The following is a 23424-nucleotide window of genomic DNA, read 5'->3' as shown; positions in this document are numbered from 1 at the left end:
CCTACTGTCCTCGGTTGCTCGACGTACCCGTGCTACCCGTGTCGCTGGTGCCGCTCGGAACGCTGGCGTTACTGCTCGGCGTCGTCGCAGTGATCGACTGAGACTGCGGATGCGGGTGCGGTGGCCGGTCGTCCTGCTGGTTGGCGATGTCGATCTGCTGCTGCACGGTCAGGTTGGTCTGGCCGGGCGGCGGGACGGCGGCCGTGGTCTGCTGCTGAATCTTCCAGAGCGTGTCCACCTGGCTGGCCTCGACATTGTTGTAGCCCACCTGGGAGATCTGCACGGTGATGCTCATCGCGTTGATCTGGTCGGTCAGTGTCTGGGAGAGCTTCTGCAACTGCTCCTGCACAGTGCTGTACGTCGAGAAGAGGTCGATGACCTCGTCGAATCCCATCTTCCCGTCACCCGTGAAGACGGTCGTCCCCAGGCTGTTCATGTCGAACTGCTGACGGCCCATGGACGCGCTCGAGGCCGGGCTGGAGGTCAGCGAGGTGAGCAGTGAGTCCACCCGGTCGCGAAAGGTGGTGAGAGTGTTGAGTTCGGTTGCCAGGTCCGGCGCTGCCATGGTCCCCCTCCATGTACCCGTCATGCCAATCTGATCGGTGACAAAGTTACCGCACAGCTCTGTCGTCTCTCATGTCCGGGGCGGTTCCTGAGTACACGAAATTGCCCCCAGGACGTCCGGACATTCGCTCCGTCACACGTCCTCGGCGAGCTCCAGCCACTCGAGTTCCAGTTCGTCCCGCTCTTCCTTCAGGGCGCGGAGCTTGGAGTCCAGCTCGGCGACCCGGCCGAAGTCGGCGGCCTGCTCGGCCATCTGCGCGTGCAGTTTGGCCTCCTCCTTGTCGAGCTTCTGGATCTGCCGCTCCAGGCGCTGGAGCTCCTTCTTCGCGGTGCGGGTGTCGCCGGTCTTCCTGGGAGCCGCCACCGAGACAGCGCCCGAGGACGCGGTCCCGGACGCGGCGCTCGCGGCTTCCATCGCGTGTCGGCGGTCCAGGTACTCGTCGATGCCCTTGGGCAGCATCCGCAGGGCGCGGTCGCCGAGCAGGGCGAACACCTGATCCGTGGTCCGCTCGATGAAGTAGCGGTCGTGGCTGACGATGACCAGCGAGCCGGGCCAGCCGTCGAGGAGGTCCTCCAGCTGGCTGAGGGTCTCGATGTCGAGGTCGTTGGTGGGCTCGTCCATGAACAGGACGTTGGGCTCGTCCATCAGCAGGCGCAGCAGCTGCAGCCGGCGGCGCTCGCCGCCGGACAGGTCGCCGACCGGCGTCCACTGCTTCTCCTTGCCGAAGCCGAAGGTCTCGCAGAGCTGGCCGGCCGACATCTCGCGTCCCTTGCCCAGGTCCACCCGGCCGCGGATCTGCTCGACCGCCTCCAGGACCCGCAGCGTCGCCGGGAGTTCGGCGACCTCCTGCGAGAGGTAGGCCAGTTTGACGGTCTTTCCGACGATGACCCGCCCGGCCACCGGCTGGACGTCGCCGTCGCTGGCCCAGGCCGCCTGCATGGTGCGCATCAACGAGGTCTTGCCCGCGCCGTTGACGCCGAGCACGCCGATGCGGTCGCCGGGGCCGAGGTTCCAGGTGAGGTGCTCCAGCAGCACCTTGGGGCCGGCCTGGACGGTGACGTCCTTGAGTTCGAACACCGTCTTGCCCAGCCGCGAGTTGGCGAACTTCATCAGCTCGGCGCGGTCGCGCGGCTCGGGCACGTCCGCGATCAGCTCGTTCGCCGCCTCTACCCGGAAGCGGGGCTTGGAGGTACGGGCCGGGGCGCCGCGGCGCAGCCAGGCGAGCTCCTTGCGGACCAGGTTCTGTCGCTTGGTCTCCTCGGTGGCGGCGATGCGCTGGCGCTCGGCGCGCGCGAAGACGTAGTCGGAGTAGCCGCCCTCGTACTCGTGGACGGTGCCGTCCTGGACGTCCCACATCCGGGTGCAGACCTGGTCCAGGAACCAGCGGTCGTGGGTGACCACGACCAGCGCGGAGCGGCGTACCCGCAGGTGGCCGGCGAGCCAGGCGATGCCCTCGACGTCGAGGTGGTTGGTGGGCTCGTCCAGGACCAGCAGGTCGGGCTCGGCGATGAGCAGCTTGGCGAGCGCGATGCGGCGGCGCTCGCCGCCGGACAGCGGGCCGATGACGGTGTCCAGGCCCTGGGCGAATCCGGGGAGGTCCAGGCCGCCGAAGAGTCCGGTGAGGACGTCGCGGATCTTGGCGCTGCCGGCCCACTGGTGGTCGTCCATGTCGCCGATGACCTCGTGGCGGATGGTGGCCGCGGGGTCGAGCGAGTCGCTCTGGGTGAGCGCGCCGACGCGCAGGCCGCCGACGTGGGTGACCCGGCCGGTGTCGGCCTCCTCCAGCTTGGCCATGATCCGGGTGAGGGTGGTCTTGCCGTCGCCGTTGCGGCCGACGACGCCGATGCGGTCGCCTTCGCTGACGCCGATGGACACACCGTCGAGGACGGCACGGGTGCCGTAGACCTTGACGACATTTTCGACGGTTACGAGATTGACTGCCACGGGTGCTGCGCTCCTGCGGGGCTGGGGTCTGCGCGGACGGACGCGTCTGCGACCCCTCCAGCCTAGTCGGCGCGGGACACCCCTCGATCTGGGCCGCTCGCGGCTGCCCCGGGCACCGGACGAGGCGGTGATCCGATCTGATGATCCACCCGTTCGGGTGAGGTCTGGTCAGATGCAGACGGGGTAGGCCGGGGGCGTCGTAGCGTCCCGACCATGGTCAGTTCCTCCCATGAGGCGATGCACCGGATCTTCCAGGAGGACCCGGGGATCTTCGCCCGTACGTTCACCGCGCTCGGCCTGCCGTTCCCGGAGCCGATCGCGGTCTCGCTGCTGCCCACCGACCTCACCGAGATCCAGCCCCTGGAGCGGCGGGTCGACCGCCTGCTGCAGATCGACACCGCCTCGGGGACCAGCTACCTGCTGGCCGTGGAGGCCCAGGGCAAGAAGGACGCGGACAAACCCGGGAACTGGGCCTACTACTTGGCCCACCTCTACGCCAAGTACCGCCTGGCCCCGGTCCTGCTCGTCACCTGCCAGGACCGGGCCACCGCCCAGTGGGCCGCCGAGCCGGTCACCATCGGCGTCGCCGGCTGGGACACCCTCACCGTGCGGCCCCTGGTCCTGGGGCCGCACAACGTCCCCGCGATCACCGACCCGGCGGTCGCGGCAGCCGACATCCCTCTGGCGACCTTCTCCGTCATCACGCATGGTAAGGACCCGAACGCCGCTGCCATACTGAAGGCACTGGCCACCGCTCTGAAGACCATCGACGAGGACACCGCCCAGATCTTCGCCGAACTCACCGAACTGGGCCTGGGCACCGCCCCCGCCGCCGACCTCTGGAGGGACCTGATGACCGTCGACCTGGACTTCTTCCGCTCCCAGACCTCGCAGCGCATCCGTGCGGAAGGGATCGCGTTCAGCGTGCTCCACGTGCTCGACAGGCGGGACATCCGCCTGTCCGAGGAGGCCCGACAGCGGGTGCTCGACTGCGACGACCAGAGGCTCCTCGTCCGGTGGCTCGACCGCGCCCTGACAGTCTCCGATGAGACAGAACTGTTCGAAGAAGACCCGACCGGCACTGGACGACACTGAATGGCCGTGGATCTGAACTTCTTCCGCTCCCAGACCTCCCAACGCATCCGCGAGGAAGGCCGAGCGGAAGGGTTCAGGCGCGGGATCGCACTGAGCGTGCTCCGTCTGCTCGACAACCGCGACGTCCACCTGTCCGAGGAGGCCCGGCAACGGGTGCTCGGCTGCGGTGATCAGGAACTCCTCCTCCTATGGGTCGAACGTGCCCTTACGGCCTCCGACGAGACGGAGCTGTTCGAAGGATGACTCGGTCCGGCTAGGCGCGGCGCTCAGGCCGCCTCCGGGAGCGCTTCCGTCAGGGCCCGTTCGTGGGTTTCGGGGAGGGCGGTGACGCAGAGTGCCGAGACTGCGCAGGCTGCGGCGAGGTAGGCGCCGACCGCAGCGCCGCCGAAGGTCACGGACAGGTGGGTGGCGATGAGTGGGGCTACCGCTCCGCCGACGAGGCCGCCGAGGTTGTAGGCGAGTGAAGCGCCCGAGCAGCGGACCGCCGTGGGGAACAGTTCGGACAGCAGGGCCGGGACCGGGCCGAGGCTCAGGCCCAGGGCGATGAGGGCGCCGGTCAGTCCGGCGAGCATCAGCGGGGCGCGGGTGGTGTCCAGCAGGGGGACGAGCAGGGGTGACCAGAGCAGCCCGGTGACGGTGCCGACCAGGATCATCCGGCGCCGGCCCCAGCGGTCGGAGAGCCGGGCGGAGGCGTAGGTCGCGGCGGCCAGGAAGACATTGGCGATCAGTAGCAGGCCCAGCATCCGAGTCCGGGGAAGGTGCAGGTCGGTGGTGGCGCGGGCCAGGCACCAGGTGGTGGCGGTGTAGAAGAGAACCGAACCGGCCATCACGGTGCCCGCGCCGAGCAGCAGCGGGCGGAGGTGACGGTTCAGCAGTTCCCGCAGCGGAGTGGCCCTGGCCCGTAGCGGGGCGTCCGCCAGGAAGGCCGGGGTCTCCTGCACCCCCAGCCGCACCACCAGGCCGAAGCCGACCAGCGCGATGGACACGAGGAACGGGAGCCGCCATCCCCATGCCTGGAACCGGTCCTCCGGCAGCAGCGCCGACAGCAGCCAGAACAGCCCGGTGGCCAGGGCGAAGCCGACCGACGGTCCGAGCTGGACGAAACCGGCCAGCCGTCCGCGCCGTCCCTCCCCCGCGTGCTCGACCGCGAGCAGCGCCGCACCGCCGAACTCGCCGCCGAGGCCCACCCCTTGGAGGAATCGCAGCACGGTGAGGGCAACCGGGGACCAGACTCCCCAGTGCGCGTAACCGGGCAGCAGACCGACGGCCGTGGTCGACAGACCCATCAGCAGCAGTGAGGCGACGAGCACCCGTCTGCGTCCCACCCGGTCGCCCAGCTGACCGAACACGGCAGCCCCGGTCGGCCGGCCGAGGAAGCCGACCGCGTACACCGAGAAGGCCGCCAGCAGGCCGTTGACCGGAGTCAGCGCAGGGAAGAAGGTCCGTCCGAAAACCAGGGCGGCGGCGGTGCCGTAGATGAAGAAGTCGTAGAACTCGATGGTGGTGCCGACGAGTACGGCGGTGGCGATCCGAGCAGGGCGCACGGGGCGAGCGGGCACGGCGTCGGCGGTGGCAGCCTGACGAAGCGGCTGAGTTCTTGACACCTCACCATAGTGACGGTGCGTGACCACCGGAGGCGATCACACGGGAGGGTGATCGCGAGTGCCGCCCTGAACGATGCCGCGCCGGGTCAGCCCGCGCTGATACGCACCGTCGCGCCCTCGGGGAGGTCGTGAACCTGCTGGGCAATGGGACCGCGGATGCGCATGGCGAGGGCCGCGTCGCGGGCGACGAAGTTGTCGAAGTCGTAGCCGCCGCCGGCGATGAAGAAGGTCAGCGGGACCAGCCTCTCGCCAGCGTCCAGGGCCCCCTTCTCCTTCTGGTAGGCATAGGCGAAGGAGGCGGCGCCGTTCACGTCCTCATCGGAGAGCAGCCAGGCCGCCCAGTCCTCCAGACTGTCGCCGAGCGTGGTGACCCGGGCCGTCTCGGGGTCGAAAAGAACGACCTCCTCGCCGCCCTCGATCGCGAACTGCCTGCCGAAGATGTCCTGGCCGAAGCAGAACAGGTCGTCGGCGAGACCGTCGTAGGTGTCCTTCCAGGTGTTCTCGCTGTTCCAGGTGAGCAGGTCGGCGCCGTAGCCCTCCTCGCCGACCCGGAACACCTGGATCCCGGCGTTGAACACGAAGAACCCGTTGATGCGGGAGATCATCGCGCCCAGTTCGGCGAGCGGACCCTCCCCGACCCCGAAGTCGAGCTCCGCGGAGGGGCCCATGGGTCCACGGGCCCGGCCGAGAAGCTGTTCCAGGGCCGAACCGGCCTCGTCGGAGGTGTTGTCGGTCATCACTGTGCCTTCTCTGCTTCGGGGCCGATCGGACGGGTCAGATAGTACTCACGCACCCGGTCGGTACAGACCAGGCGCAGGGTCGGGTGCAGGACCATCGAGTCCGGGATCGCGTCCCACGCCTGGTAGGGCCACCACCGGCGGTGTGCGGCCAGCAGCATCTCCTCGCCCTCCGCGAGCGCGCCTTCCGTCGCATACCAGCCCGCCATCCACACGCAGATGGCATGCTGCTCGGGAGTCTCCCCGGTGCGTTCGGACAGGTCGCGTGCCTTGGGAAAGTCGTTGGCCGAGTGCAGGGCCTGCCAAACGACCCGCTGCTGGCGCGCGGAGAGCTCTTGGTACTCCCGTCCCACCAGGTCCGCCCCGATCACGCCCTCCAGGGGCTTCGCCTCGCCGCCCCAGGCGCCGGCGTTCGGGAGCATGTCCACCACGGGCCGCTCTGCGAGCGACGAGGCGGTCCACAGCAATTCCTCCTGCAGGACTCTTCCCGTCGGCACCGACTCGGCGACCCGGACCAGGCGAGGGGCGGCCTCAAGGCCCGCATGGATCTGTGCACCCAGGAACGCCGTGTCGAAGGGGACGTCCTGATCGCAGATCTCGCCCCCGGCCGGAGCGGTGCCGACGATCAGGTCCTCCGCCAGCTGCGCCGCTTCGGCGAATCGGTCCTCCCAGAAGAGGATCTGGATCGCGGCGGCAGCCGCCTCCCAGCCGAACGGGGAAGCATGGTCCCGGGCCAGTCCGAGCAACTCCGCAAGGGATTCCCGGAAGGCACCCCGGCGGGCACCTGAGATGACTTGCTCCGCGAGCGTCATGGCCCCACTCCCTCCCTCTCCGTCAGCGTACGGTGATCTTCACTCGTGTCCCCTTGGGCAGTCCGCGCAAGGCACTCCCCATGGACGAGCCTGATCCCTGATTGTCCGATGCGTTGATGTACTTCACACTCGCACCGGCGCCCCCCTCCTGGAACATCGCCGGGGGATACTCGTCGCGATCCTCTGGGGGCCGGGTGGCTATACCCCGCAGAGAGGCGGCCCGGTTCGCGTCTGCCCCGTCCGTGTCAATCGTCAGGATGGAGGGCTTGGGCGACCGACCACTCCGGCTCGTGGCACCCCGTGAGATCGTCCCTGACTGCGCTTCCTGAATGTGCAGCGCGGACTCGGGGTACCTGCTCGAGTCCACGACCAGTTCCACATCGTAGTCACGGTGCCCGCCCAGAGCCTGGTCGATCTTGGAACGGGCAGCTGCCTGCTGTCTGATCCGCCGGCGCGCGCCGAGCCCCGTCTTACCGTCGTTCTTGGCGATCTTCTCGGCGAGAGTGACCAGCTCATGGGCATGCCTGGCGTCCGCCTCCGCGATGTTCTTCGCAACCTGCGCGGCGCCGTGGCCGGCCTGGTGGTACATGTCGCTGACGGCCTTGCTGGCGTCCTTGCTCAGGGTCCGGCCCACCCGGGCGGCGGCGTGTTCGAGGGCCTGGACTATCGGGTCGCTCATGAGAAGGACATCCCGGCCGTCGCGGCGGAGAAGCGGTTGGCGTGGCCCACCACCTCGTCGGCGTGCCCGTGCAGGGTCGCGGCGTGGTCGGTGAGCGCCTGCGGGTGTATTCGGAACCCGTCCCCCGCCCCGCCGCCGGCCGCTTCGGGGTCACCGAGGGCGGCGTCCAGCCCCTTGAAGACCAACCCGCCCAGCGCGCGTTCGACGACGCCCTCGAGCGGTGCCACCGCCTGCTCGATGACCTGGGCGATGATCTGCTGTTCGACCTGCTGCAGGATCGCGTTGACGACCTTCTTCGTGGCCTCGACCAGCACCACCTCCGCCGCCTCGGCAGCGCCGAACGTCAGCACAGCGGCTGCTTGATCGGCCACGAACTCGGCTGCCATGATGCCGAGTTCGGTGATGACCGCGAGCTTGGCGGCGACGATGCCGTCCGCCGCGACCTCCAGCGCGAGAGCGGTCACCCGGCATGCCTCGACCAGATCGGTCATATGGGAGTTGGACATCCGGCTCCACTTGGCCACCAGCAACTCGTAGGAGTTGGCCTGGTAGTGCTCGGCCATGCGCCGAATCGTGTCGGACGCGGCCTGGTGCGTGGTGTCGATACTGGTGCCGAAGTCCCGTACATGGCCCGCGAACTCACGGACCTTGTCCTCGTTGACCTGGGGCCAGTTCAGGCCCAACAGGTTCATCACCCACACGAACTCGCCCGGTAGCTCGATCGCCATGGCTCTCCCCCGCCCGCGGACATGACCAGTCGTCAATCATGCGAGCATAACTCGCACATGTGTCCCACTCCAGGCTGGACGGTTGTACGTCGGCGTCAGGTCAGCTGCTCAGCACGGCCGCGCCCGGGACCGGGCCTGCGGCGGGGAGGGCGGTGCGGCAGGTGCCGGAGGTGGTGAGGGTGGCGGCGAGGGCGGCGGCGGACGGGGCGTCCTTGGCGAGGAAGGCGCAAGTGGGGCCGGAGCCGGAGACCAGGGTGCCGATGGCGCCGGCGTCGGCGCCGGCGCGGAGGGTGGCGGCGAGGGCGGGGCGCAGGGAGAGGGCCGCCGGCTGGAGGTCGTTGCTGAGGGCCGCGCCCAGGGCCGTGACGTCGCCCTCGCGAAGGGCCGCCAGCAGGGCCGGGTCGGCGGTGGGGACGGGCAGGTCGGTGTCGGCGGAACCGCCGTCGAGGTCGCGCAGCCGGTCGCACTCACCGTAGACAGCCGGGGTGGAGAGACCGCCGTCGGCGACCGCGAAGACCCAGTGGAAGGTACCGCCGGTGGGCACCGGGGTGAGCAGCTCGCCCCGCCCCTCACCCAGGGCGACGCCGCCGAGCAGGCTGAACGGGACGTCGCTGCCCAGCTCGGCCGCCAGCTCCGCCAGGACGGCGGGGTCCGCGCCGGTCCCCCACAGGGCGTCGCAGCCCACCAGCGCGGCGGCGGCGTCGGCGCTGCCGCCGGCCATGCCGCCGGCGACCGGGATGCCCTTGTCGATGTGCAAATGGACGTGCGGGGTGATCCCGAAGCGGGCGCCGAGCAGCACCGCCGCGCGGGCGGCGAGGTTGCTGCGGTCTGCGGGCACGGCGGTGGCGTCGGCCCCGGCGACGGAGACCGTGAGCCGGTCGGCCGGGGTGACCGTCACCTCGTCGTAGAGCCCGACGGCGAAGAAGACGGAGGCCAGGCCGTGGAAGCCGTCGGGGCGGCGGCCGCCGACGGCGAGCTGGACGTTGACCTTGGCCGGGACCCGGACGGTGATCGTTGAGGACACCCGCCTATTCTGCCGCACCCTCGGAGGCGACAGGGGAGGCAACCACCGCGGCCGGCTTCGCCTCGGCGATCCTGGCGAACTGCTCCACCGTCAGGGTCTCCCCGCGCAGCCTGAAGTCGATGCCGGCGGCGGTCAGCGCCTGCTCCGCGGCGGCGGCCGAGCCGGCCCAGCCGGCCAGGGCGGCGCGCAGCGTCTTGCGGCGCTGGGCGAAGGCGGCGTCCACCACGGCGAAGACCTCCTCGCGGGTGGCCGTGGTCTCCGGGGGGTCACGGCGGACCAGCGACACCAGGCCCGAGTCCACGTTCGGGGCCGGCCAGAAGACATTGCGGCCGATCGCCCCCGCGCGCTTCACCTCGGCGTACCAGTTGGCCTTCACCGAGGGCACCCCGTACACCTTGTTGCCGGGGCTCGCGGCGAGCCGGTCGGCGACCTCGGACTGCACCATGACGAGCGTGCGCTCGATCGACGGGAAGGTCTCCAGCATGTGCAGCAGCACCGGGACGGCGACGTTGTAGGGGAGGTTGGCGACCAGCGCGGTCGGCGGCGGCCCCGGGAGCTGGGCGACGGCCATCGCGTCGTCGTGGACCAGCTCGAAGCGGTCGGCGCGGTCAGGCATCCGGGCGGCGACGGTGGTCGGCAGGTGCTGGGCGAGCAGCGCGTCGATCTCCACGGCGGTGACCCGGTCGGCGACCTCCAGCAGGCCCAGGGTGAGCGAGCCCAGGCCGGGGCCGACCTCCACCACGACGTCCTTCGGACCGACCCCGGCGGCGCGGACGATCCGGCGCACCGTGTTGGCGTCGATGACGAAGTTCTGCCCGCGCTGCTTGGTCGGCCGGACGCCGAGGGCCGCGGCGAGGCTGCGGATGTCGGCGGCGCCGAGGAGGGGGCCGGGCTCCGAGGCGGACGCGGCGGTGGGAGTGGGGGTGTCGGCGGGGGGTGTCTCGGGGCTGGTGCTCACGGGGTCAAGACTATCCGGCGGCACGGTGGCCGCAGGCGGGCCAGGGGGAGCTGCCGCGCTGGTGGTAGAGCCGGCGGGCGCGGGCGGTCTGCTCGTCGGCGGGGGCATCCTGGGGGCGGCCGTGGCCGCCGAGGCGGTGCCAGGTGGTGCTGTCGAACTGGTAGAGCCCGCCGTAGCGTCCGCTGGGGTCCACCGCGTGCGGGTTGCCGCCGGCCTCGCAGCGGGCCAGGGCGGACCAGTTGAGGTCGCCGGTGCCGTGGTGGGTGCCGAGGGCAGGGGTGTCGAGGGCAGGTGAGTCGGGGGTAATGGTGTCGTCGGCCGACCGGGTGCGGCGGTAGTGATGGCCGACCAGCGTGCGGTGCTGGTACAGCGGCGGGCGGGCCGGGTTCAGCGAGCGGGACGACCGGTCGGCCCCGGCCCGGGCGGGGACCGGCATGGCACGGGTCGCCGGCGCGGCGGGCGCGTCCGGGGTGAGTACGGTGAGCGCGGCGGGCGGCGAGGGCAGCAGGTGGTCACCATCCTGCTCGGTCTCCGAGATCGGGTCCGCGTCCAGTGCTACGCGTTGCGGCACACCACCGGCGGTGAGGTGCGCCTGGTGCTGCTGGTTCACGAACGCACCCGTGCCGCCCACCAGCAGGGCCAGCGCCAGCGCCTTGGGCAGCTTGCGCCGCACCTGCTGCTCCGCAGAACCGTTCATACGAGTCCTCACGCCGTCCGACAGGGCACCAGCTCGCTTGCTGAAGGATCAACGACCGAGCGGTGAACCGGTCACCCGTCAGTAGTCGAAGGCGCGGGCGGTGTTGGCGGCGACGGCGGTGGCCATGGTGTCCTCGTCCAGGCCGCGGACGGCGGCCATCGCGCGGAGAGTGACCGGGATCAGGTACGGCGCGTTGGGGCGGCCGCGGTACGGGGCCGGGGTGAGGAACGGCGCGTCGGTCTCCACCAGGACGCGGTCCAGCGGGGTCACCGCCAGGGCCTCGCGGAGCTGGTGGTTGGCGGGGAAGGTGACCGGTCCGGCGAAGGACAGGTAGTAGCCGGCCTCGGCGCAGACCTTGGCCATCTCCGCGTCGCCCGAGTAGCAGTGGAACACGGTGCGCTCCGGGGCGCCCTCCTCCGCCAGGATGCGCAGCACGTCGTCGTGGGCGTCCCGGTCGTGGATGACCAGGGCCTTGCCGTGCTTCTTCGCCAGCGCGACATGGCGGCGGAAGGACTCCTGCTGGACCTCGACGCCCTCGGGACCGGTGCGGAAGTAGTCAAGACCGGTCTCGCCCACGCCGCGCACCTGCGGCAGCGCGGCCAGCGCGTCGATCTCGGCGAGCGCCTCGTCCAGGGCCTTCATTCCGCCCGGCCCGCGCCGCTGTCCCGACCAGCCGTCAGGGTCGCCCAGGACGATCCGCGGCGCCTCGTTGGGGTGCAGCGAGACCGTGGCGTGGACCTGGGCATGACGCCCCGCCAGCTCGGCGGCCCAGCGCGAGCCGGCCAGGTCGCAGCCCACCTGGACCACGGTGGCCACCCCGACCGAGGCGGCCCTGGCCAGCCCCTCCTCGGGGGTGCCGTCCTGCATGTCCAGGTGGGTGTGCGAGTCCGCGACCGGGACCCGCAGCGGCTCGGGGAGCGGCGGCGGGACCTTGCGGTCGGCCTCGGACCGCTTCGATCGGGTAGCCATCAGGCCGCGGTCTCCGGGCCTGCGGTCTCCGGGCCCACAGCCTCCGCACCCGCGCTCTCCGGCTCGCCGCCGAACCGGGTGCGGTAGGCGTCCAGGTCCTCCTCGGTGATCTTCGCGAAGAGCACCGGCGGGACGGTGAACGGCGTCCCGGCCGGAACCAGGGCCAGCGCCCGGGCCTCGTCGGCGGAGACCCAGCTGCGGGTGTCGTCCGGCAGGGCGAACGCGGCGCGCATCGCGGCGCTGCTCGACGGGACGAACGGCTCGGAGACCACCGCGTACAGGTGGATCAGGTTCATCGCGGTGCGCAGCGTCAGCGCGGCGCCGTCCAGGTCGGTCCTGGCCTCCAACCAGGGCGCCTTGGCCTCCAGGTAGGAGTTCCCGGCGCTCCACAGCGCCCGCAGGGCCTGGGCGGCCTTGCGGAACTGCAGGGCGTCCATCTGGGTCTGGTACTCGGCCAGCAGCTCGGCGATCTGCTCGCCCAGCTGCTGCTCGGCCTCGCCCGCCTCGCGCCCGGCCGGGACCTCGTCGCCGAAGCGCTTGCGCGAGAAGGACAGCACCCGGTTGACGAAGTTGCCCAGGACGTCGGCCAGGTCCTTGTTCACCGTGGCGGCGAAGAGCTCCCAGGTGAAGTTGGTGTCGTCCGACTCGGGGGCGTTGGCCATCATGAAGTAGCGCCAGTAGTCGGCCGGCAGCAGCTCCAGCGCGGCGTCGCTGAACACCCCGCGCTTCTGGCTGGTGGAGAACTTGCCGCCGTAGTAGTTCAGCCAGTTGAAGGACTTCAGGTAGTCGACCTTCTTCCAGGCGTCGCGGGTGCCCAGCAGGGTCGCGGGGAACATCACGGCGTGGAAGGGGACGTTGTCCTTGCCCATGAACTGGGTGTAGTTGACCGTCGCGTCGGCCTGGTACCACCAGGACTTCCAGTCCCGCTGCTCGCCCTCGGGGGCCGCGTCGGCCCACTCCCGGGTCGAGCCGATGTACTCGATCGGGGCGTCGAACCAGACGTAGAAGACCTTGCCCTCGGCCGCCAGCTCGGGCCAGGTGTCGGCCGGGACCGGAACGCCCCAGTCCAGGTCACGGGTGATCGCGCGGTCGTGCAGGCCCTCGGTCAGCCACTTGCGGGCGATCGAGGAGGAGAGCACCGGCCAGTCCTTGCCGTGCTCGTCCACCCAGGCCTCGACCTCGCCGGCGAGCTTGGACTGCAGCAGGAACAGGTGCTTGGTGTCGCGCACCTCCAGGTCGCTGCTGCCGCTGATCGCCGAGCGCGGGTCGATCAGGTCGGTGGGGTCCAGTACCCGGGTGCAGTTCTCGCACTGGTCGCCGCGGGCCTTGTCGTAGCCGCAGTGCGGGCAGGTGCCGACGATGTAGCGGTCGGGCAGGAAGCGGCCGTCGGTGTTGGAGTACACCTGGCGGATCGCCCGCTCCTCGATGAAGCCGTTGGCGTGCAGCTGGCGCGCGATGGTCTGGGTGAGCTCGCGGTTCTCCGGCGAGGAGCTGCGGCCGAAGTGGTCGAACGAGAGACCGAAGCCCTCGTAGATCGCCTTCTGCGCGTCGTGCTGCTCCGCGCAGAACGTGTCGACCGGCAGCCCGGCCTCCTTGGCGGCCAGCTCGGCCGGGGTGCCGTGCTCGTCGGTGGCGCAGATGTACAGCACCTCGTGGCCGCGCTGGCGCAGGTACCGCGCGTACACGTCCGCCGGGAGCATGGATCCGACCATGTTGCCCAGGTGCTTGATCCCGTTGATGTAGGGAAGCGCGCTGGTGATCAACTGGCGGGTCATCTCTGGGATGCTCCTTCTTCAGCGGCGTCTCGGCGGACACCGCACAGGGCGGGACGGGGCTGGACGGACAAGACGGGCGGGATGTGACGGGCGGGGCGTGAGCGCAGCGGGGCGGGAAAGCCCGACCCGGAACCGCTGAACCCGACACCGCCCGAGGGCGTCATCCTATCGAAGGGTGCACATCGCCCCTGACTGATTACTTTCTGTGACCGAACGGTTGCCGAAGGGTCTAGGCAAGCAGTCATGGGCAGTGTTCCCTGGAGGGGGCTCCATCCATGGAAGACAGCGCCGAGGGGGAAGCTGTGCAGGCACTGGAATCGGACGATCCGCCACAGCTGGGCGGATACCGGCTGCTCGCGCGGCTGGGTGCGGGGGGTATGGGACGGGTCTACCTGGCCAGGTCACGGGGCGGGCGGCGGGTGGCGCTCAAGGTGATCAGGCCGGAGCTGGCGGACGACCCGGACTTCCGGGCCAGGTTCGCTCGGGAGGTCGCCTCGGCAAGGGCCGTGAGCGGGGCATTCACGGTGGCGGTGCTGGACGCGGACCCGGAGGCGGCGACGCCCTGGCTGGCCACCGAGTACGTGCCCGGCCCCTCGCTGAGCGCGGCCGTGCGCGAGCACGGACCGCTGCCGCTGGACTCGGTGCGGGCGCTGGCAGCGGGGCTCGCCGAGGCGCTGGAGGCGATCCACGCCGCCGGGGTGGTGCACCGCGACCTCAAGCCGTCCAACGTGCTGCTGGCCGCGGACGGGCCACGGGTGATCGACTTCGGCATCTCCCGGGCGGCCGAGGCCACCGAGCTGACCCGGACCGGGATGGTCGTCGGCTCGCCCGGCTTCATGTCGCCGGAGCAGATCGAGGGGACCGCGGTGACCCCGGCCACGGACGTGTTCTCGCTGGGCGCGGTGCTCGCCTTCGCGGCGACCGGCGCAGGGCCCTTCGGGGAGGGCGCGACACCGGCGCTGCTCTACCGGGTCGTGCACAGCGAGCCCCAGCTGGAGGGCGTGCCCGGACCGCTGCGCGGCCTGATCGCCGCCTGTCTCGCCAAGGAGGCCGCGACGCGGCCCTCGCCGGACGGCCTGCTGGACCGGCTGGAGGCGAGCGAACCGGCCGACGCCGGCCACGACCCGACGCAGACCTGGCTCCCGGCCGAACTGACCGGCATGATCGCTCAGGTGGAGGCCGAACTGCCGAGCCGGCTCCAGTCGCTGGGCGGGAACACCGACGCGACAGGGAAGCGGCCGCTGAGCGACGCGGAGCCCACCGCGCCCGCGGCGGGGCCGGGGTCAGCGGGAGGGGCAGGGGGGCTCGCCCTGGGAGCCGCGGCCGGAGCAGCTGCCGCCGGGGCCGGGCTCGATGACCATCCCGGGACGGAGCGGGTCACGCCCCCGAAGGGCACGGGCGCGGCGAGCGGCACGGCAGCGACGCTGCCCCAGCAGTCTGCGAGCCAGGCCGCCTCGGCGCTTCCGCCAGTACCGTCCACGCCGCCGCCGGGCTTCGGCCCGGCACCCACCAGGTTCGGGCCCGCGCCGGCCGGCTTCGCCGCCGAGGGAAGGCCCACTCCCCCACCGGGCGGCAGCCGCACCACGGAGATCGGCCCGGTCCGGGCGGAGGGCGCCGACCGGCGGAAGCGCAGATGGCTGATCGTGCTGGCAGCGGCGGCGGCGCTGGTCGCCTCTTCCGTCGGCGTGGTGATCGCCGAGTCCGGCAGCACCGGCAACACGGGCACCGGTTCCACCTCGTCGGGCCAGCTCCCGGGCGGCACGGCGCCGTCCCCGGGCTCGTCCTACTCGGCCTCCAGCAGCGCCTCGGCAAGCAGCGGCAGCAGCGGCACCGGCTCGACCGGCAACGGCGGCGGGACGTACGCGACCGTGCCCACGGTGCTGGGACAGGCCGTGGACTACGCCAAGCAGGAGCTGGAGCACGCCGGCTTCAGCGCCTCCGCCATCTCGGTGAGCTACCACTGCTCCAGCAGCGGCTCCGGGGTGTACGCGCAGTCGCCGAGCGCCGGAAGCCGGGCGGCCACCGACGCGCAGGTGCGTCTGACGGCGTACGAGACCGACTGCGTCGCCTACAACGACGAGGTGGGGAAAGCGCTGTCGTACGCGCAGAGCGACCTCAGCGGCTTCTCCCACGTCAGCGTGGTCTACACCTGTGTCGCGGGCGCCACGGACGGCTATGTCGTCAGCCAGTCGCCGCAGGCCGGTTCGGCGAGCGCCTATCCGCCGAACCGGCCGATCACGCTGAAGGTGCAGCAGAGCGGGTGCGGCGGCTCGTCGTCCTCCGCCTCCTCGTCGGCGTCCTCGTCGACGTCGTCGGCACCCGCTGCGAGCGCCAGTAGCTCGTACTCGGGGTCCACTTCTGCTCAGGGGGGCGGCAATCCGGTCTCCGGCTCCCCCGTGCCATCGGCGACGCCGACGGCGAGCTGACGGCACGGCGGGCCGGCGGCGCGGACCCCAGTATCAGGTCTCCGGGGTGCTGTGGTGCTCGCGGCGCAGCCGGAAGTGGAAGGGGAGGTGCAGCCTGCGGCGCGGCCGGGCGGTGGACGGGGCTTCCGGGCCGGCCTCGTCCCCGGCCTTGTCCTCGGCCGCGGCCGGGCGCTCGTGCCCGGGGGCCGGGTCGTGCCAGTGCGCGATGGTCTCGGTGACCCGTCCGGCGCGCATGACGCGCACGTGCTCGCCGCCGCACCCGGGGCAGGACGGCCTGGTCAGCGGCGAGGGGACGGGAACGCCGTTGGCCCGGTAGCTGGTGTGCATCAGACCCTGCCGGTCCACCTGGTGGCCGATCTCGTAGGCCTGCTCCCAGCCGAAGCCGCAGTTCATGCAGGCGAAGGCGTATGCCTCGTGGGTGACCGGTCCGATGTCGTCGGCGGCACGGCTCCTGCGGAGCGTGGTGCCGGCTGCGGGTTCTGCGACGAATTCGCTCATGACGTTACTCCCGGTGCCCGACGGGCGTTCGCCCGCTTGGGGTCTTTCTCCCTCCAAGAATTACCCCTGCGGATCTCCTGAATTCGGTCGGGATGAATTCTTGGGCGAGAGTTTTGCCTTCTTGGTACGGCTGCTACCCGTTCACGGGTGTTGCTTGGCTTTCCTTTGCCAAAAGTACGCCGCAGGCGCCGTACCTGCGAGTTTCATGAGCGGACCGGGACAGGAGCGAGGACCGGTCAGCCCTTGTTCTTGGCCGCCACCACCGCGTCGAACACCTCGCGCTTCGGCACCCCGGTATCCGCGGCGACCGCGGCGATGGCCTCCTTGCGCCGCTCCCCCGCCTCCTCACGGACGGTGACCCTGCGGGCCAGCTCGGCCGGGTCCAGCGCGGACGGGTCGGCGGGGGGCGCGCCCTGCACCACGACGGTGATCTCGCCGCGCACCCCGTCCGCGGCCCAGACCGCCAGCTCGGCCAGCGGGCCGCGCCTGACCTCCTCGTAGGTCTTGGTCAGCTCCCGGCAGACCGCCGCCGGACGGTCGCCGCCGAAGGCCTCGGCCATCTGCACCAGGGAGTCCTCGATCCGGTGCGGGGACTCGAAGAAGACCATGGTCCGGGGCTCCGCGGCGAGGTCGCGCAGCCGGGAGCCGCGCTCGCCGCCCTTGCGGGGCAGGAAGCCCTCGAAGCAGAAGCGGTCCACCGGCAGGCCGGACAGCGCCAGCGCGGTCAGCACCGCGGAGGGACCGGGCACGGCGGTGATCCGCACCCCCTGCTCCACGGCGGCCGCGACCAGGCGGTAGCCGGGGTCGGAGACCGAGGGCATCCCGGCGTCGGTCACCAGCAGCACCCGGGCGCCGCCGAGCAGCGCCTCCACCAGTTCGGGGGTGCGGGCGACCTCGTTGCCCTCGAAGTAGGACAGCACCCGTCCCTTGGGAGTCACCCCCAGCGCATTGGCCAGCCGCCACATCCGCCGGGTGTCCTCGGCGGCGACGACGTCGGCGGCGAGGAGCTCCTCGGCGAGCCTGGGCGGCGCGTCGGTGATCTCGCCGATGGGGGTTCCAGCCAGAATGAGTAGACCTGTCACGCCTTCATACTCGCAGTTGGCGAGGTGCCCGCTCCACTGACAGGGTTCGCCCCTACGATGCACGGGTGAGTGGTGACAGGGCGACAGGGACAGTGCCGGACGGCGCCGGGGCGGATGCTTTGACCAACGAGCGGGACGAGGACGCGTCCTGGCACGACGGCGAAGTGGAGTCGCACCTGGTGAACGGCCTGCACAGCACGCAGAGCCGTCCGCCCCGGCTGAAGAGCGCCTGGCAGCAGCGGCTGGCCCGGCTCGGCTACCGCGAACCGGACCGCAGGACGCTGCGCGAGCGCCTGGTCCCGCCGATGCCGGACGGCCCGGGGATCTCCGCCGGAGCGCCCTCGGCGCTGCTGGCGCGGCTCGGGATCCGCCTGCCGTCCGGGCTGTGGGCGTGGGCCTGCCGCTGGTCGGGCTGGCTCGGTCCGCTCGCGGTGACCCTGTTCGCCGGCCTGCTGGCCTTCGTCCATCTCGGGACGCCGCACGCGATCATCTTCGACGAGACGTACTACGCCAAGGACGCCTGGGCGATCTGGCACTACGGTTTCGAAGTCAACTGGCCGGACTCGGCCAACGCCTCGATCCTGGCCAGTCCGCAGCACATCCCGGCGCCGACGGGGGCCGCGTTCATCGCGCACCCGCCGGCCGGCAAGTGGGTGCTGGGCCTCGGCGAGATGATCTTCGGGCTGCACCCGGTCGGCTGGCGCTTCATGGTCGCCCTGTTCGGCAGCCTGTCCGTGCTGATGATCTGCCGGATCGGACGCCGGCTGTTCCGCTCCACCCTGCTGGGCTGCATCGCCGGGCTGCTCATGTGCGTCGACGGCATGCACTTCGTGATGAACCGCACCGGGCTGCTGGACCTCTTCGTGATGTTCTGGGCCCTGGCGGCGTTCGGTCTGCTGCTGGTCGACCGCGACCGGGCCCGGGCGAAGCTCGCCGACGCCGTCGGCGCCACCGCCGACAACCCGGACGCGCCGCCCAGCCATGAGCTGGCCACCAAGGCGCGGCTCGGCTGGCGCCCGCTGCGGCTGCTGGCCGGGATCTGCCTGGGGCTGTGCTGCGCCACCAAGTGGAACGGCGCTGACTTCCTGGCCTTCTTCGCGGTGCTGTCGGTGCTCTGGGACGCCGCCGCACGCAAGACCGCGGGCGCCCGCCACCCCTACCTGACGACGCTGCGCCGGGACACCTTCCCGGCCTTTGTGTCCATGGTCGTGGTCGCCTTCTTCACCTACCTGGCGTCCTGGAGCGGCTGGCTGTTCAGCAACGCCCACGTCGGCAACACCTACGGCGGCTACGACCGGCACTGGGCGGACCACCTGGGCGGGACGTTCAGCTGGGTGCCCGCGCCGCTGCGCAGCCTGTGGCACTACCACTCGGAGATCTGGCACTTCAACACCACGCTGACCAGCCCGCACACCTACATGTCCAACCCGTGGAGCTGGCTGGTCAACGGGCGTCCGGTGTCCTTCTACTACGAGAGCGGCAGCATCAAGCCCGCCCAGTGCGGCGGCGCGCAGTGCTCCAGCGAGGTGCTGGCGATCGGCACCCCGCTGCTGTGGTGGGCGGCCTGCTTCGCGCTGGTGTACGCGCTGTACCGGTGGATCTTCGTCAGGGACTGGCGGGCAGCGGCGATCTGCTGCGGCATCGCCGCCGGCTACCTGCCCTGGTTCCAGTGGCAGCAGCGGACGATCTTCCTCTTCTACTCCATCGACTTCGAGCCCTACCTGTGCCTGGCACTGGCGATGATGATCGGCGCGATGCTCGGGAAGGCGACGGCCTCCAGGGACCGCCGCCTGGTCGGGGGCATCGGCGCGGGAGTGCTGGTGGTCGGGATCATGGCCACGTTCCTGTACTTCCTGCCGCTGTACGACGCGCAGATCATCACCTACTCCGACTGGCAGGCCCGGATGTGGTGGACGACCTGGATCTGACGCCGGCAGTGTCGCTGACGTGGTCGCTGACGGGTAGTCAGGCCTGTTTGGCCGCCCGCAGCGAGTACATCAGCGGGACCCGGGGATGCCCGGCCGGGAAGCGGTAGACCTCGGTGATGCCCTCGGTGCTCTGCTCGAACACCTGGAATCGCCGGAACAGCGAGAAGTCGTGTTCGTGCAGGAACTCCAATCGGAGTCCGGCCCCGATGAGCGCACTGACGATCTCGCCCAGGCCGTGCCACCACTCGTAGGAGAGGTTGTTCTCGGTCTCGACCGTGGGATCGGCGTAGGTGCCGGGCTCGTCCCAGGACATCGGTTCGCGGCGGAAGTAGTCGGAGACGACGGTGCGTCCGTCGTCCTCGTCGAGGACGTCCGTGATCGGATGGAACTCGGCGAGGTACAGGAAGCCGCCGGGGGCCAGCAGCGCCGCGACGGTCTCGGCCCAGCGGGTGATGTCCGGGAGCCAGTTCAGGGCGCCGAGGCCGGTGTAGACAATGTCGAAGGTCTCGCCGTCCAGGGCCTTCACGGCGTCGTAGACGTCCGCGTCGACGAAGCGGGCGTCCACCACGCCGACTGCCACGGCCAGTTCGCGGGCGGCCTGGACGGCCGGTACGGAGAAGTCCAGCCCGGTGACGGTGGCGCCGTGCCGGGCCCAGGCCAGGGTGTCCTGCCCGAAGTGGCACTGGAGGTGCAGCAGCGACTTCCCGGTCACATCACCGACCTCGGCGGTCTCGAAGGATCGCAGTGGATCGGCGCCGGCGACGAAGCCGGGAATGTCGTAGAAGCTGCTGGCGGTGTGGATCGGCACCCGCTCGTCCCACATCGCACGGTTCGCGTCGAGGCGGTGGGCGTCGGGGGTGGCGGGGATGGCGGGGTTGTTAGGGGTGGTGGGGGTGGTGGGGGTGGCGGCGGCGGGCTCGGTGGTCATGGACTGGGACGCTAAGCGCGGCCGGAGAGGCTGTCCAACGAGTTTGCGGTCACGCTTTGTCCGCTTCGGCCGGAAATCTGATCACAGTTTCCTCTCTACTCCCTGGAATCACCTCGGCGACTGGCGACGCATACGTACGATCCGCTGGGGAAATGGCAATTGCATCCAGTCGGGGGAACAGCATGAACAGGGGCGCCAAGTCGGCGGTCATAGGCAGCGCCGTGGTACTGCTCGGCGCGGGCGGCTACGGGGCCTACAACGTGGTCCACGCCGTCGCGAACATGGCCTCGTCGAGCAGCAGCCCGAAGGTGGCCTCCACCGCGCTGGCCACCACGCCGCCGAGCAGCGCGGAGGCGGTGAAGCGCGCGCAGTCCTTCCTGGACAGTTGGAAGAGCGGCCCGGACCACTACACCGGCGCCGCCAGCCAGACCACCGACCCGGGCAGCGCGCAGGACGCCTTGCAGGCGTACGCGACCGGGGTGAAGCTGTCCGCGATCTCCTTCGGCGATGTGGCGGTCGCCGCCCCGACTTCGGCGCTGCCCGCGAGCGCCAACGGCGCCAACGATCCGACCCTGGAGACCCATGTGACCTTCACGGTCACGGCCCAGGTCAAGGGCGGCACCTGGAGCTACCCAGGCTCAGTGGACGTGATCCAGTCGGCAGGCGGGCTCACCTCGGTGAACTGGGCACCGAGCGTGCTCTACCCGAAGCTGAAGTCCGGCGACACGCTGGCGGCAGGGACCATCCCGGCCGACGCCGCGTCCGTCCAGGTGCTGGCCGCGGACGGGAAGACAGTGCTCACCGCCGCCAAGTACCCCTCGCTCGCGACGATCATCTCGACCATCGCCCAGCACGGCGGCAGCAGTGGCAGCACCAGCGCGGGGAGCGGCGGCAGCGGGATCGAGGTGGTGGACTCCAGCAACAACCCGGTCTCCACTGCGAAGGTGTTCACCCCTGCCAAGGGCGCGTCCATCAGGACGACGATCGACGCGAGCCTCCAGGCCAAGGCGGAGACCGCGGTCCGCAACAGCGTGCTGAACAACCTGCCCACGGCGACGGTGGCGCTGGACTGGCGCACCGGCCGCATTCTGGCGATCGCCTACGCCAACACCGGATCGGCCGGGAACACCGCACTGGAGGCGGCGCTGGCCCCGGGTTCCACGATGAAGATCATCACGGCGGCAGCGCTGTTCGACAAGGCCGGCTTCAGCCCCAGTTCGCCAGCCCCCTGCCCTTCGACACTGGCGGCGGCCAGCCGCTCGTTCAAGAACGACTTCGGCTCGGCCTACCCGAACGACACCATCAGGACGGCCTTCGCCCGCTCCTGCAACACCGCCTTCATCAAGCAGGGGTTCGACAAGCTGGTCCACGGCTCATCGGACACCGGAGCCCTGGCCGACGAGGCGGCGAACGTCTTCGGCCTGAACGGGAGCTGGTCGATCGGCGGCGGGGTCCACGAGACCGACGCAACCGTGCCCAAGGCCCCGGACCTGCCGACGGCGGCCGCCGACCTGATCGGACAGGGCAATGTGCTGGCGAACCCGCTGACGCTGGCCTCCATGGCGGCGACGGTCCGCAACGGAGGCTTCAAGCAGCCGATCCTGATCCCTGGTCAGGCGCAGACCCCGGCGGCACAGTCGATCTCCTCCACTACGGCGAGCTACCTGCAGACGCTGATGCGCGCCGCAGCGCACGACGGCGAGGGCACTGCTTTCGAGCGGGTCCACATGTACGCCAATGTCGGCGCCAAGACGGGCACGTCGGAGGTGGGCACGACCAACGTCACCACCAACGGCTGGTTCACCGCCTACAACGACAACATCGCCGTGGGAGCACTGGTCCAGGGCGGCTCCACCGGCGTCTCCTCGGCCGGATACGTGGCGGCGGCGCTGCTCGGAGCGACCGAATAGCGACTCAGGTCGCAGATCCGGCCGCCGCGCCGGTGGCGAGGTCGGCGCCCCAGCGGGCCACGGCGGCGTCGAGGTCGAGGCGCTCCAGACCGCCGCCGTCCGTCGGCCACCCCTCGCGCGGGACGCGCCACATGACCTCGAACTCGACCCCGTCGGGGTCCTTGGCGTAGAACGACTTGCTCACGCCGTGGTCGGTGGCGCCGACGAGCGAGCCGCGCTGCCGCAGCTTGGCGCCGATCTCGGCCAGCTCGCCGAGCGTGCCGACCTCCCAGGCCAGGTGGTACAGCCCGACCTGACCCTGGACCGGCCCCGCAGCCTCGCTGCCGAGGGCGAAAAGGCCGAGGTCGTGGTCGTTGAGCGTGCCGGGCGCCCGGAGGAAGGCGGCCCGGTCGGGGATCTCCACCGCGACCTCGAAGCCGAAGACCTCCGTGTAGAACTCGACGGAGCGACGGACATCACGGATGTAGAGCACTGCGTGGTTGAGTCGGCGGACGGCCATGGGGGCTCCTCGTCGTCGGGGGGAGTGGCGTAGTTGGCGTGTGGGCTAACAACATCTTCCCAGGAAAGTATTCCGGATGTGGGGTGAGCGGGGAGGCAGGGCAGCGTCCGTCGGCGCAGCGGGGTCCCTCTCGCGACCGAGCCCCCGTCCCGACGCCGTCTCTGACGTGCGCGTTCGCTCCCGCTGACCGTCCGTCGCCTCCGTGGGGCACGCCGGTCGGTCCCGGGCTGGGGTGGCTCGGCTCCGCCTCGCGGCAACCACGAGGAGCGGGGCGGTTGGTGGGGCGTGCGTTGCCGGGTGCGCGCCGGTGGTGGGCCTGCAGAAACCTTTCGCCATGCCGGATTGCCCCTGCTGGGGGAAGTTACACCCACGCTGGGGTGAATTACACCCATATATGGTTGCTACGCCCCCCAGCCTGGTTGTAACTCCCCCCCAGCTAACCCACATGGGGGACACACTCACCCCGCCCCGCGCCCCCGCCGCACGCTCCGCGCCGGACCCGGGCCACCCCCGGCCCCAGTTGCGCGGCGAAGCCGCTTCCTTCCGGGCGCGAGCCCGGGAAACGG

Annotated in this window: 20 protein-coding genes and 1 pseudogene; 5 read left to right on the top strand and 16 right to left on the bottom strand. The window is 70.9% G+C overall.

Features of this window, described 5'->3' with window-relative positions:
• Position 1: 1 nt before the first annotated feature.
• Together ABH941_RS35290 and ABH941_RS35285 are read right to left on the bottom strand one after the other, a co-directional pair.
• Entirely contained in the window at positions 2 to 565 is a 564-nt protein-coding gene (locus tag ABH941_RS35290; protein WP_370134164.1) for a hypothetical protein, read from the bottom strand.
• A gap of 132 nt (positions 566 to 697) precedes the next feature.
• Positions 698 to 2509 (bottom strand): ABC-F family ATP-binding cassette domain-containing protein, encoded by a 1812-nt coding sequence (locus tag ABH941_RS35285; RefSeq protein WP_370134162.1) that lies wholly within the window; start codon positions 2507 to 2509, stop codon positions 698 to 700.
• A 213-nt stretch (positions 2510 to 2722) separates the two neighbouring features.
• Here ABH941_RS35285 and ABH941_RS35280 point away from each other — a divergent pair, with 213 nt between their 5' ends.
• Both ABH941_RS35280 and ABH941_RS35275 read left to right on the top strand, forming a co-directional pair.
• On the top strand, positions 2723 to 3604 hold the full coding sequence (locus tag ABH941_RS35280; protein ID WP_370134160.1) for a hypothetical protein: 882 nt from the start codon (positions 2723 to 2725) through the stop codon (positions 3602 to 3604).
• The gene (locus tag ABH941_RS35275) at positions 3605 to 3847 is read left to right on the top strand and encodes a hypothetical protein (RefSeq protein WP_370134157.1); all 243 of its coding nucleotides are present in this window, start codon (positions 3605 to 3607) and stop codon (positions 3845 to 3847) included.
• Between the two features lie 23 nt (positions 3848 to 3870).
• On the opposite strand, the gene ABH941_RS35270 is transcribed toward ABH941_RS35275, so the two are convergent.
• From ABH941_RS35270 to metG, 10 genes and pseudogenes are all read right to left on the bottom strand, one after another.
• Positions 3871 to 5208: an MFS transporter gene (locus ABH941_RS35270; protein WP_370134155.1), complete on the bottom strand. Its 1338-nt coding sequence runs from the start codon at positions 5206 to 5208 to the stop codon at positions 3871 to 3873.
• 86 nt (positions 5209 to 5294) lie between these two features.
• The gene (locus ABH941_RS35265; protein WP_370134153.1) at positions 5295 to 5945 is read right to left on the bottom strand and encodes an SMI1/KNR4 family protein; all 651 of its coding nucleotides are present in this window, start codon (positions 5943 to 5945) and stop codon (positions 5295 to 5297) included.
• Positions 5945 to 6757, bottom strand: coding sequence for a hypothetical protein (locus tag ABH941_RS35260; protein ID WP_370134150.1), 813 nt, complete (start codon positions 6755 to 6757; stop codon positions 5945 to 5947). The genes ABH941_RS35265 and ABH941_RS35260 overlap by 1 nt, the downstream gene beginning before the upstream one ends.
• A 22-nt stretch (positions 6758 to 6779) precedes the next feature.
• The gene (locus tag ABH941_RS35255; protein ID WP_370134147.1) at positions 6780 to 7436 is read right to left on the bottom strand and encodes a NucA/NucB deoxyribonuclease domain-containing protein; all 657 of its coding nucleotides are present in this window, start codon (positions 7434 to 7436) and stop codon (positions 6780 to 6782) included.
• A complete protein-coding gene (locus ABH941_RS35250) occupies positions 7433 to 8164 on the bottom strand; it encodes a hypothetical protein (RefSeq protein ID WP_370134143.1) in 732 nt (243 codons plus the stop codon). Before ABH941_RS35250 ends, ABH941_RS35255 begins: the two co-directional genes overlap by 4 nt.
• A 100-nt stretch (positions 8165 to 8264) precedes the next feature.
• Positions 8265 to 9188 (bottom strand): 4-(cytidine 5'-diphospho)-2-C-methyl-D-erythritol kinase, encoded by a 924-nt coding sequence (locus ABH941_RS35245; RefSeq protein ID WP_370134140.1) that lies wholly within the window; start codon positions 9186 to 9188, stop codon positions 8265 to 8267.
• Positions 9189 to 9192: 4 nt separating this feature from the next.
• On the bottom strand, positions 9193 to 10053 hold the full coding sequence (gene rsmA, locus ABH941_RS35240) for a 16S rRNA (adenine(1518)-N(6)/adenine(1519)-N(6))-dimethyltransferase RsmA (protein ID WP_370134371.1): 861 nt from the start codon (positions 10051 to 10053) through the stop codon (positions 9193 to 9195).
• A gap of 103 nt (positions 10054 to 10156) precedes the next feature.
• A pseudogene (locus ABH941_RS35235) lies at positions 10157 to 10396 on the bottom strand (transglycosylase family protein); the annotation flags it as partial.
• A 525-nt stretch (positions 10397 to 10921) separates the two neighbouring features.
• Positions 10922 to 11812, bottom strand: a complete 891-nt coding sequence (locus ABH941_RS35230) for a TatD family hydrolase (RefSeq protein ID WP_370134138.1) — start codon at positions 11810 to 11812, stop codon at positions 10922 to 10924.
• Positions 11812 to 13587 carry a methionine--tRNA ligase gene (gene metG, locus ABH941_RS35225; RefSeq protein WP_370134134.1) on the bottom strand — a complete coding sequence of 592 codons (1776 nt, stop codon included), beginning with the start codon at positions 13585 to 13587 and terminating at the stop codon, positions 11812 to 11814. The genes ABH941_RS35230 and metG overlap by 1 nt, the downstream gene beginning before the upstream one ends.
• Before the next feature lie 275 nt (positions 13588 to 13862).
• Here metG and ABH941_RS35220 point away from each other — a divergent pair, with 275 nt between their 5' ends.
• Positions 13863 to 16013 carry a protein kinase gene (locus ABH941_RS35220; protein ID WP_370134131.1) on the top strand — a complete coding sequence of 717 codons (2151 nt, stop codon included), beginning with the start codon at positions 13863 to 13865 and terminating at the stop codon, positions 16011 to 16013.
• A gap of 33 nt (positions 16014 to 16046) precedes the next feature.
• Here the strand turns inward: ABH941_RS35220 and ABH941_RS35215 are convergent, their stop codons facing one another.
• Positions 16047 to 16511, bottom strand: coding sequence for a hypothetical protein (locus ABH941_RS35215; RefSeq protein WP_370134128.1), 465 nt, complete (start codon positions 16509 to 16511; stop codon positions 16047 to 16049).
• A 236-nt stretch (positions 16512 to 16747) separates the two neighbouring features.
• Positions 16748 to 17593 (bottom strand): 16S rRNA (cytidine(1402)-2'-O)-methyltransferase, encoded by an 846-nt coding sequence (gene rsmI / locus ABH941_RS35210; protein ID WP_370134125.1) that lies wholly within the window; start codon positions 17591 to 17593, stop codon positions 16748 to 16750.
• 164 nt (positions 17594 to 17757) lie between these two features.
• Here rsmI and ABH941_RS35205 point away from each other — a divergent pair, with 164 nt between their 5' ends.
• Positions 17758 to 19521 (top strand): dolichyl-phosphate-mannose--protein mannosyltransferase, encoded by a 1764-nt coding sequence (locus tag ABH941_RS35205; protein ID WP_370134366.1) that lies wholly within the window; start codon positions 17758 to 17760, stop codon positions 19519 to 19521.
• Between the two features lie 37 nt (positions 19522 to 19558).
• Here ABH941_RS35205 and ABH941_RS35200 read toward each other — a convergent pair whose 3' ends face one another.
• Positions 19559 to 20344: a class I SAM-dependent methyltransferase gene (locus ABH941_RS35200; protein ID WP_370134362.1), complete on the bottom strand. Its 786-nt coding sequence runs from the start codon at positions 20342 to 20344 to the stop codon at positions 19559 to 19561.
• A 287-nt stretch (positions 20345 to 20631) separates the two neighbouring features.
• Here ABH941_RS35200 and ABH941_RS35195 point away from each other — a divergent pair, with 287 nt between their 5' ends.
• Complete coding sequence (locus ABH941_RS35195) at positions 20632 to 22359, top strand: penicillin-binding transpeptidase domain-containing protein (RefSeq protein WP_370134122.1); 1728 nt, start codon at positions 20632 to 20634, stop codon at positions 22357 to 22359.
• 4 nt (positions 22360 to 22363) lie between these two features.
• On the opposite strand, the gene ABH941_RS35190 is transcribed toward ABH941_RS35195, so the two are convergent.
• Positions 22364 to 22858, bottom strand: a complete 495-nt coding sequence (locus ABH941_RS35190; RefSeq protein ID WP_370134119.1) for a VOC family protein — start codon at positions 22856 to 22858, stop codon at positions 22364 to 22366.
• Positions 22859 to 23424: the final 566 nt, after the last annotated feature.

The sequence above is a fragment of the Streptacidiphilus sp. EB103A genome, from assembly GCF_041261405.1.
Lineage (GTDB): Bacteria > Actinomycetota > Actinomycetes > Streptomycetales > Streptomycetaceae > Streptacidiphilus.
This window is presented reverse-complemented; position numbering and strand designations above follow the sequence as displayed.

Coding starts and splice junctions, on each gene's coding strand:
- ABH941_RS35290 (WP_370134164.1), bottom strand. CDS start 565: ATGGCAGCGCCGGACCTGGCAACCGAACTCAACACTCTCACCACCTTT.
- ABH941_RS35280 (WP_370134160.1), top strand. CDS start 2,723: ATGGTCAGTTCCTCCCATGAGGCGATGCACCGGATCTTCCAGGAGGAC.
- ABH941_RS35275 (WP_370134157.1), top strand. CDS start 3,605: ATGGCCGTGGATCTGAACTTCTTCCGCTCCCAGACCTCCCAACGCATC.
- ABH941_RS35265 (WP_370134153.1), bottom strand. CDS start 5,945: ATGACCGACAACACCTCCGACGAGGCCGGTTCGGCCCTGGAACAGCTT.
- ABH941_RS35260 (WP_370134150.1), bottom strand. CDS start 6,757: ATGACGCTCGCGGAGCAAGTCATCTCAGGTGCCCGCCGGGGTGCCTTC.
- ABH941_RS35255 (WP_370134147.1), bottom strand. CDS start 7,436: ATGAGCGACCCGATAGTCCAGGCCCTCGAACACGCCGCCGCCCGGGTG.
- ABH941_RS35250 (WP_370134143.1), bottom strand. CDS start 8,164: ATGGCGATCGAGCTACCGGGCGAGTTCGTGTGGGTGATGAACCTGTTG.
- ABH941_RS35230 (WP_370134138.1), bottom strand. CDS start 11,812: ATGGCTACCCGATCGAAGCGGTCCGAGGCCGACCGCAAGGTCCCGCCG.
- metG (WP_370134134.1), bottom strand. CDS start 13,587: ATGACCCGCCAGTTGATCACCAGCGCGCTTCCCTACATCAACGGGATC.
- ABH941_RS35220 (WP_370134131.1), top strand. CDS start 13,863: ATGGAAGACAGCGCCGAGGGGGAAGCTGTGCAGGCACTGGAATCGGAC.
- ABH941_RS35215 (WP_370134128.1), bottom strand. CDS start 16,511: ATGAGCGAATTCGTCGCAGAACCCGCAGCCGGCACCACGCTCCGCAGG.
- ABH941_RS35200 (WP_370134362.1), bottom strand. CDS start 20,344: ATGTGGGACGAGCGGGTGCCGATCCACACCGCCAGCAGCTTCTACGAC.
- ABH941_RS35195 (WP_370134122.1), top strand. CDS start 20,632: ATGAACAGGGGCGCCAAGTCGGCGGTCATAGGCAGCGCCGTGGTACTG.
- ABH941_RS35190 (WP_370134119.1), bottom strand. CDS start 22,858: ATGGCCGTCCGCCGACTCAACCACGCAGTGCTCTACATCCGTGATGTC.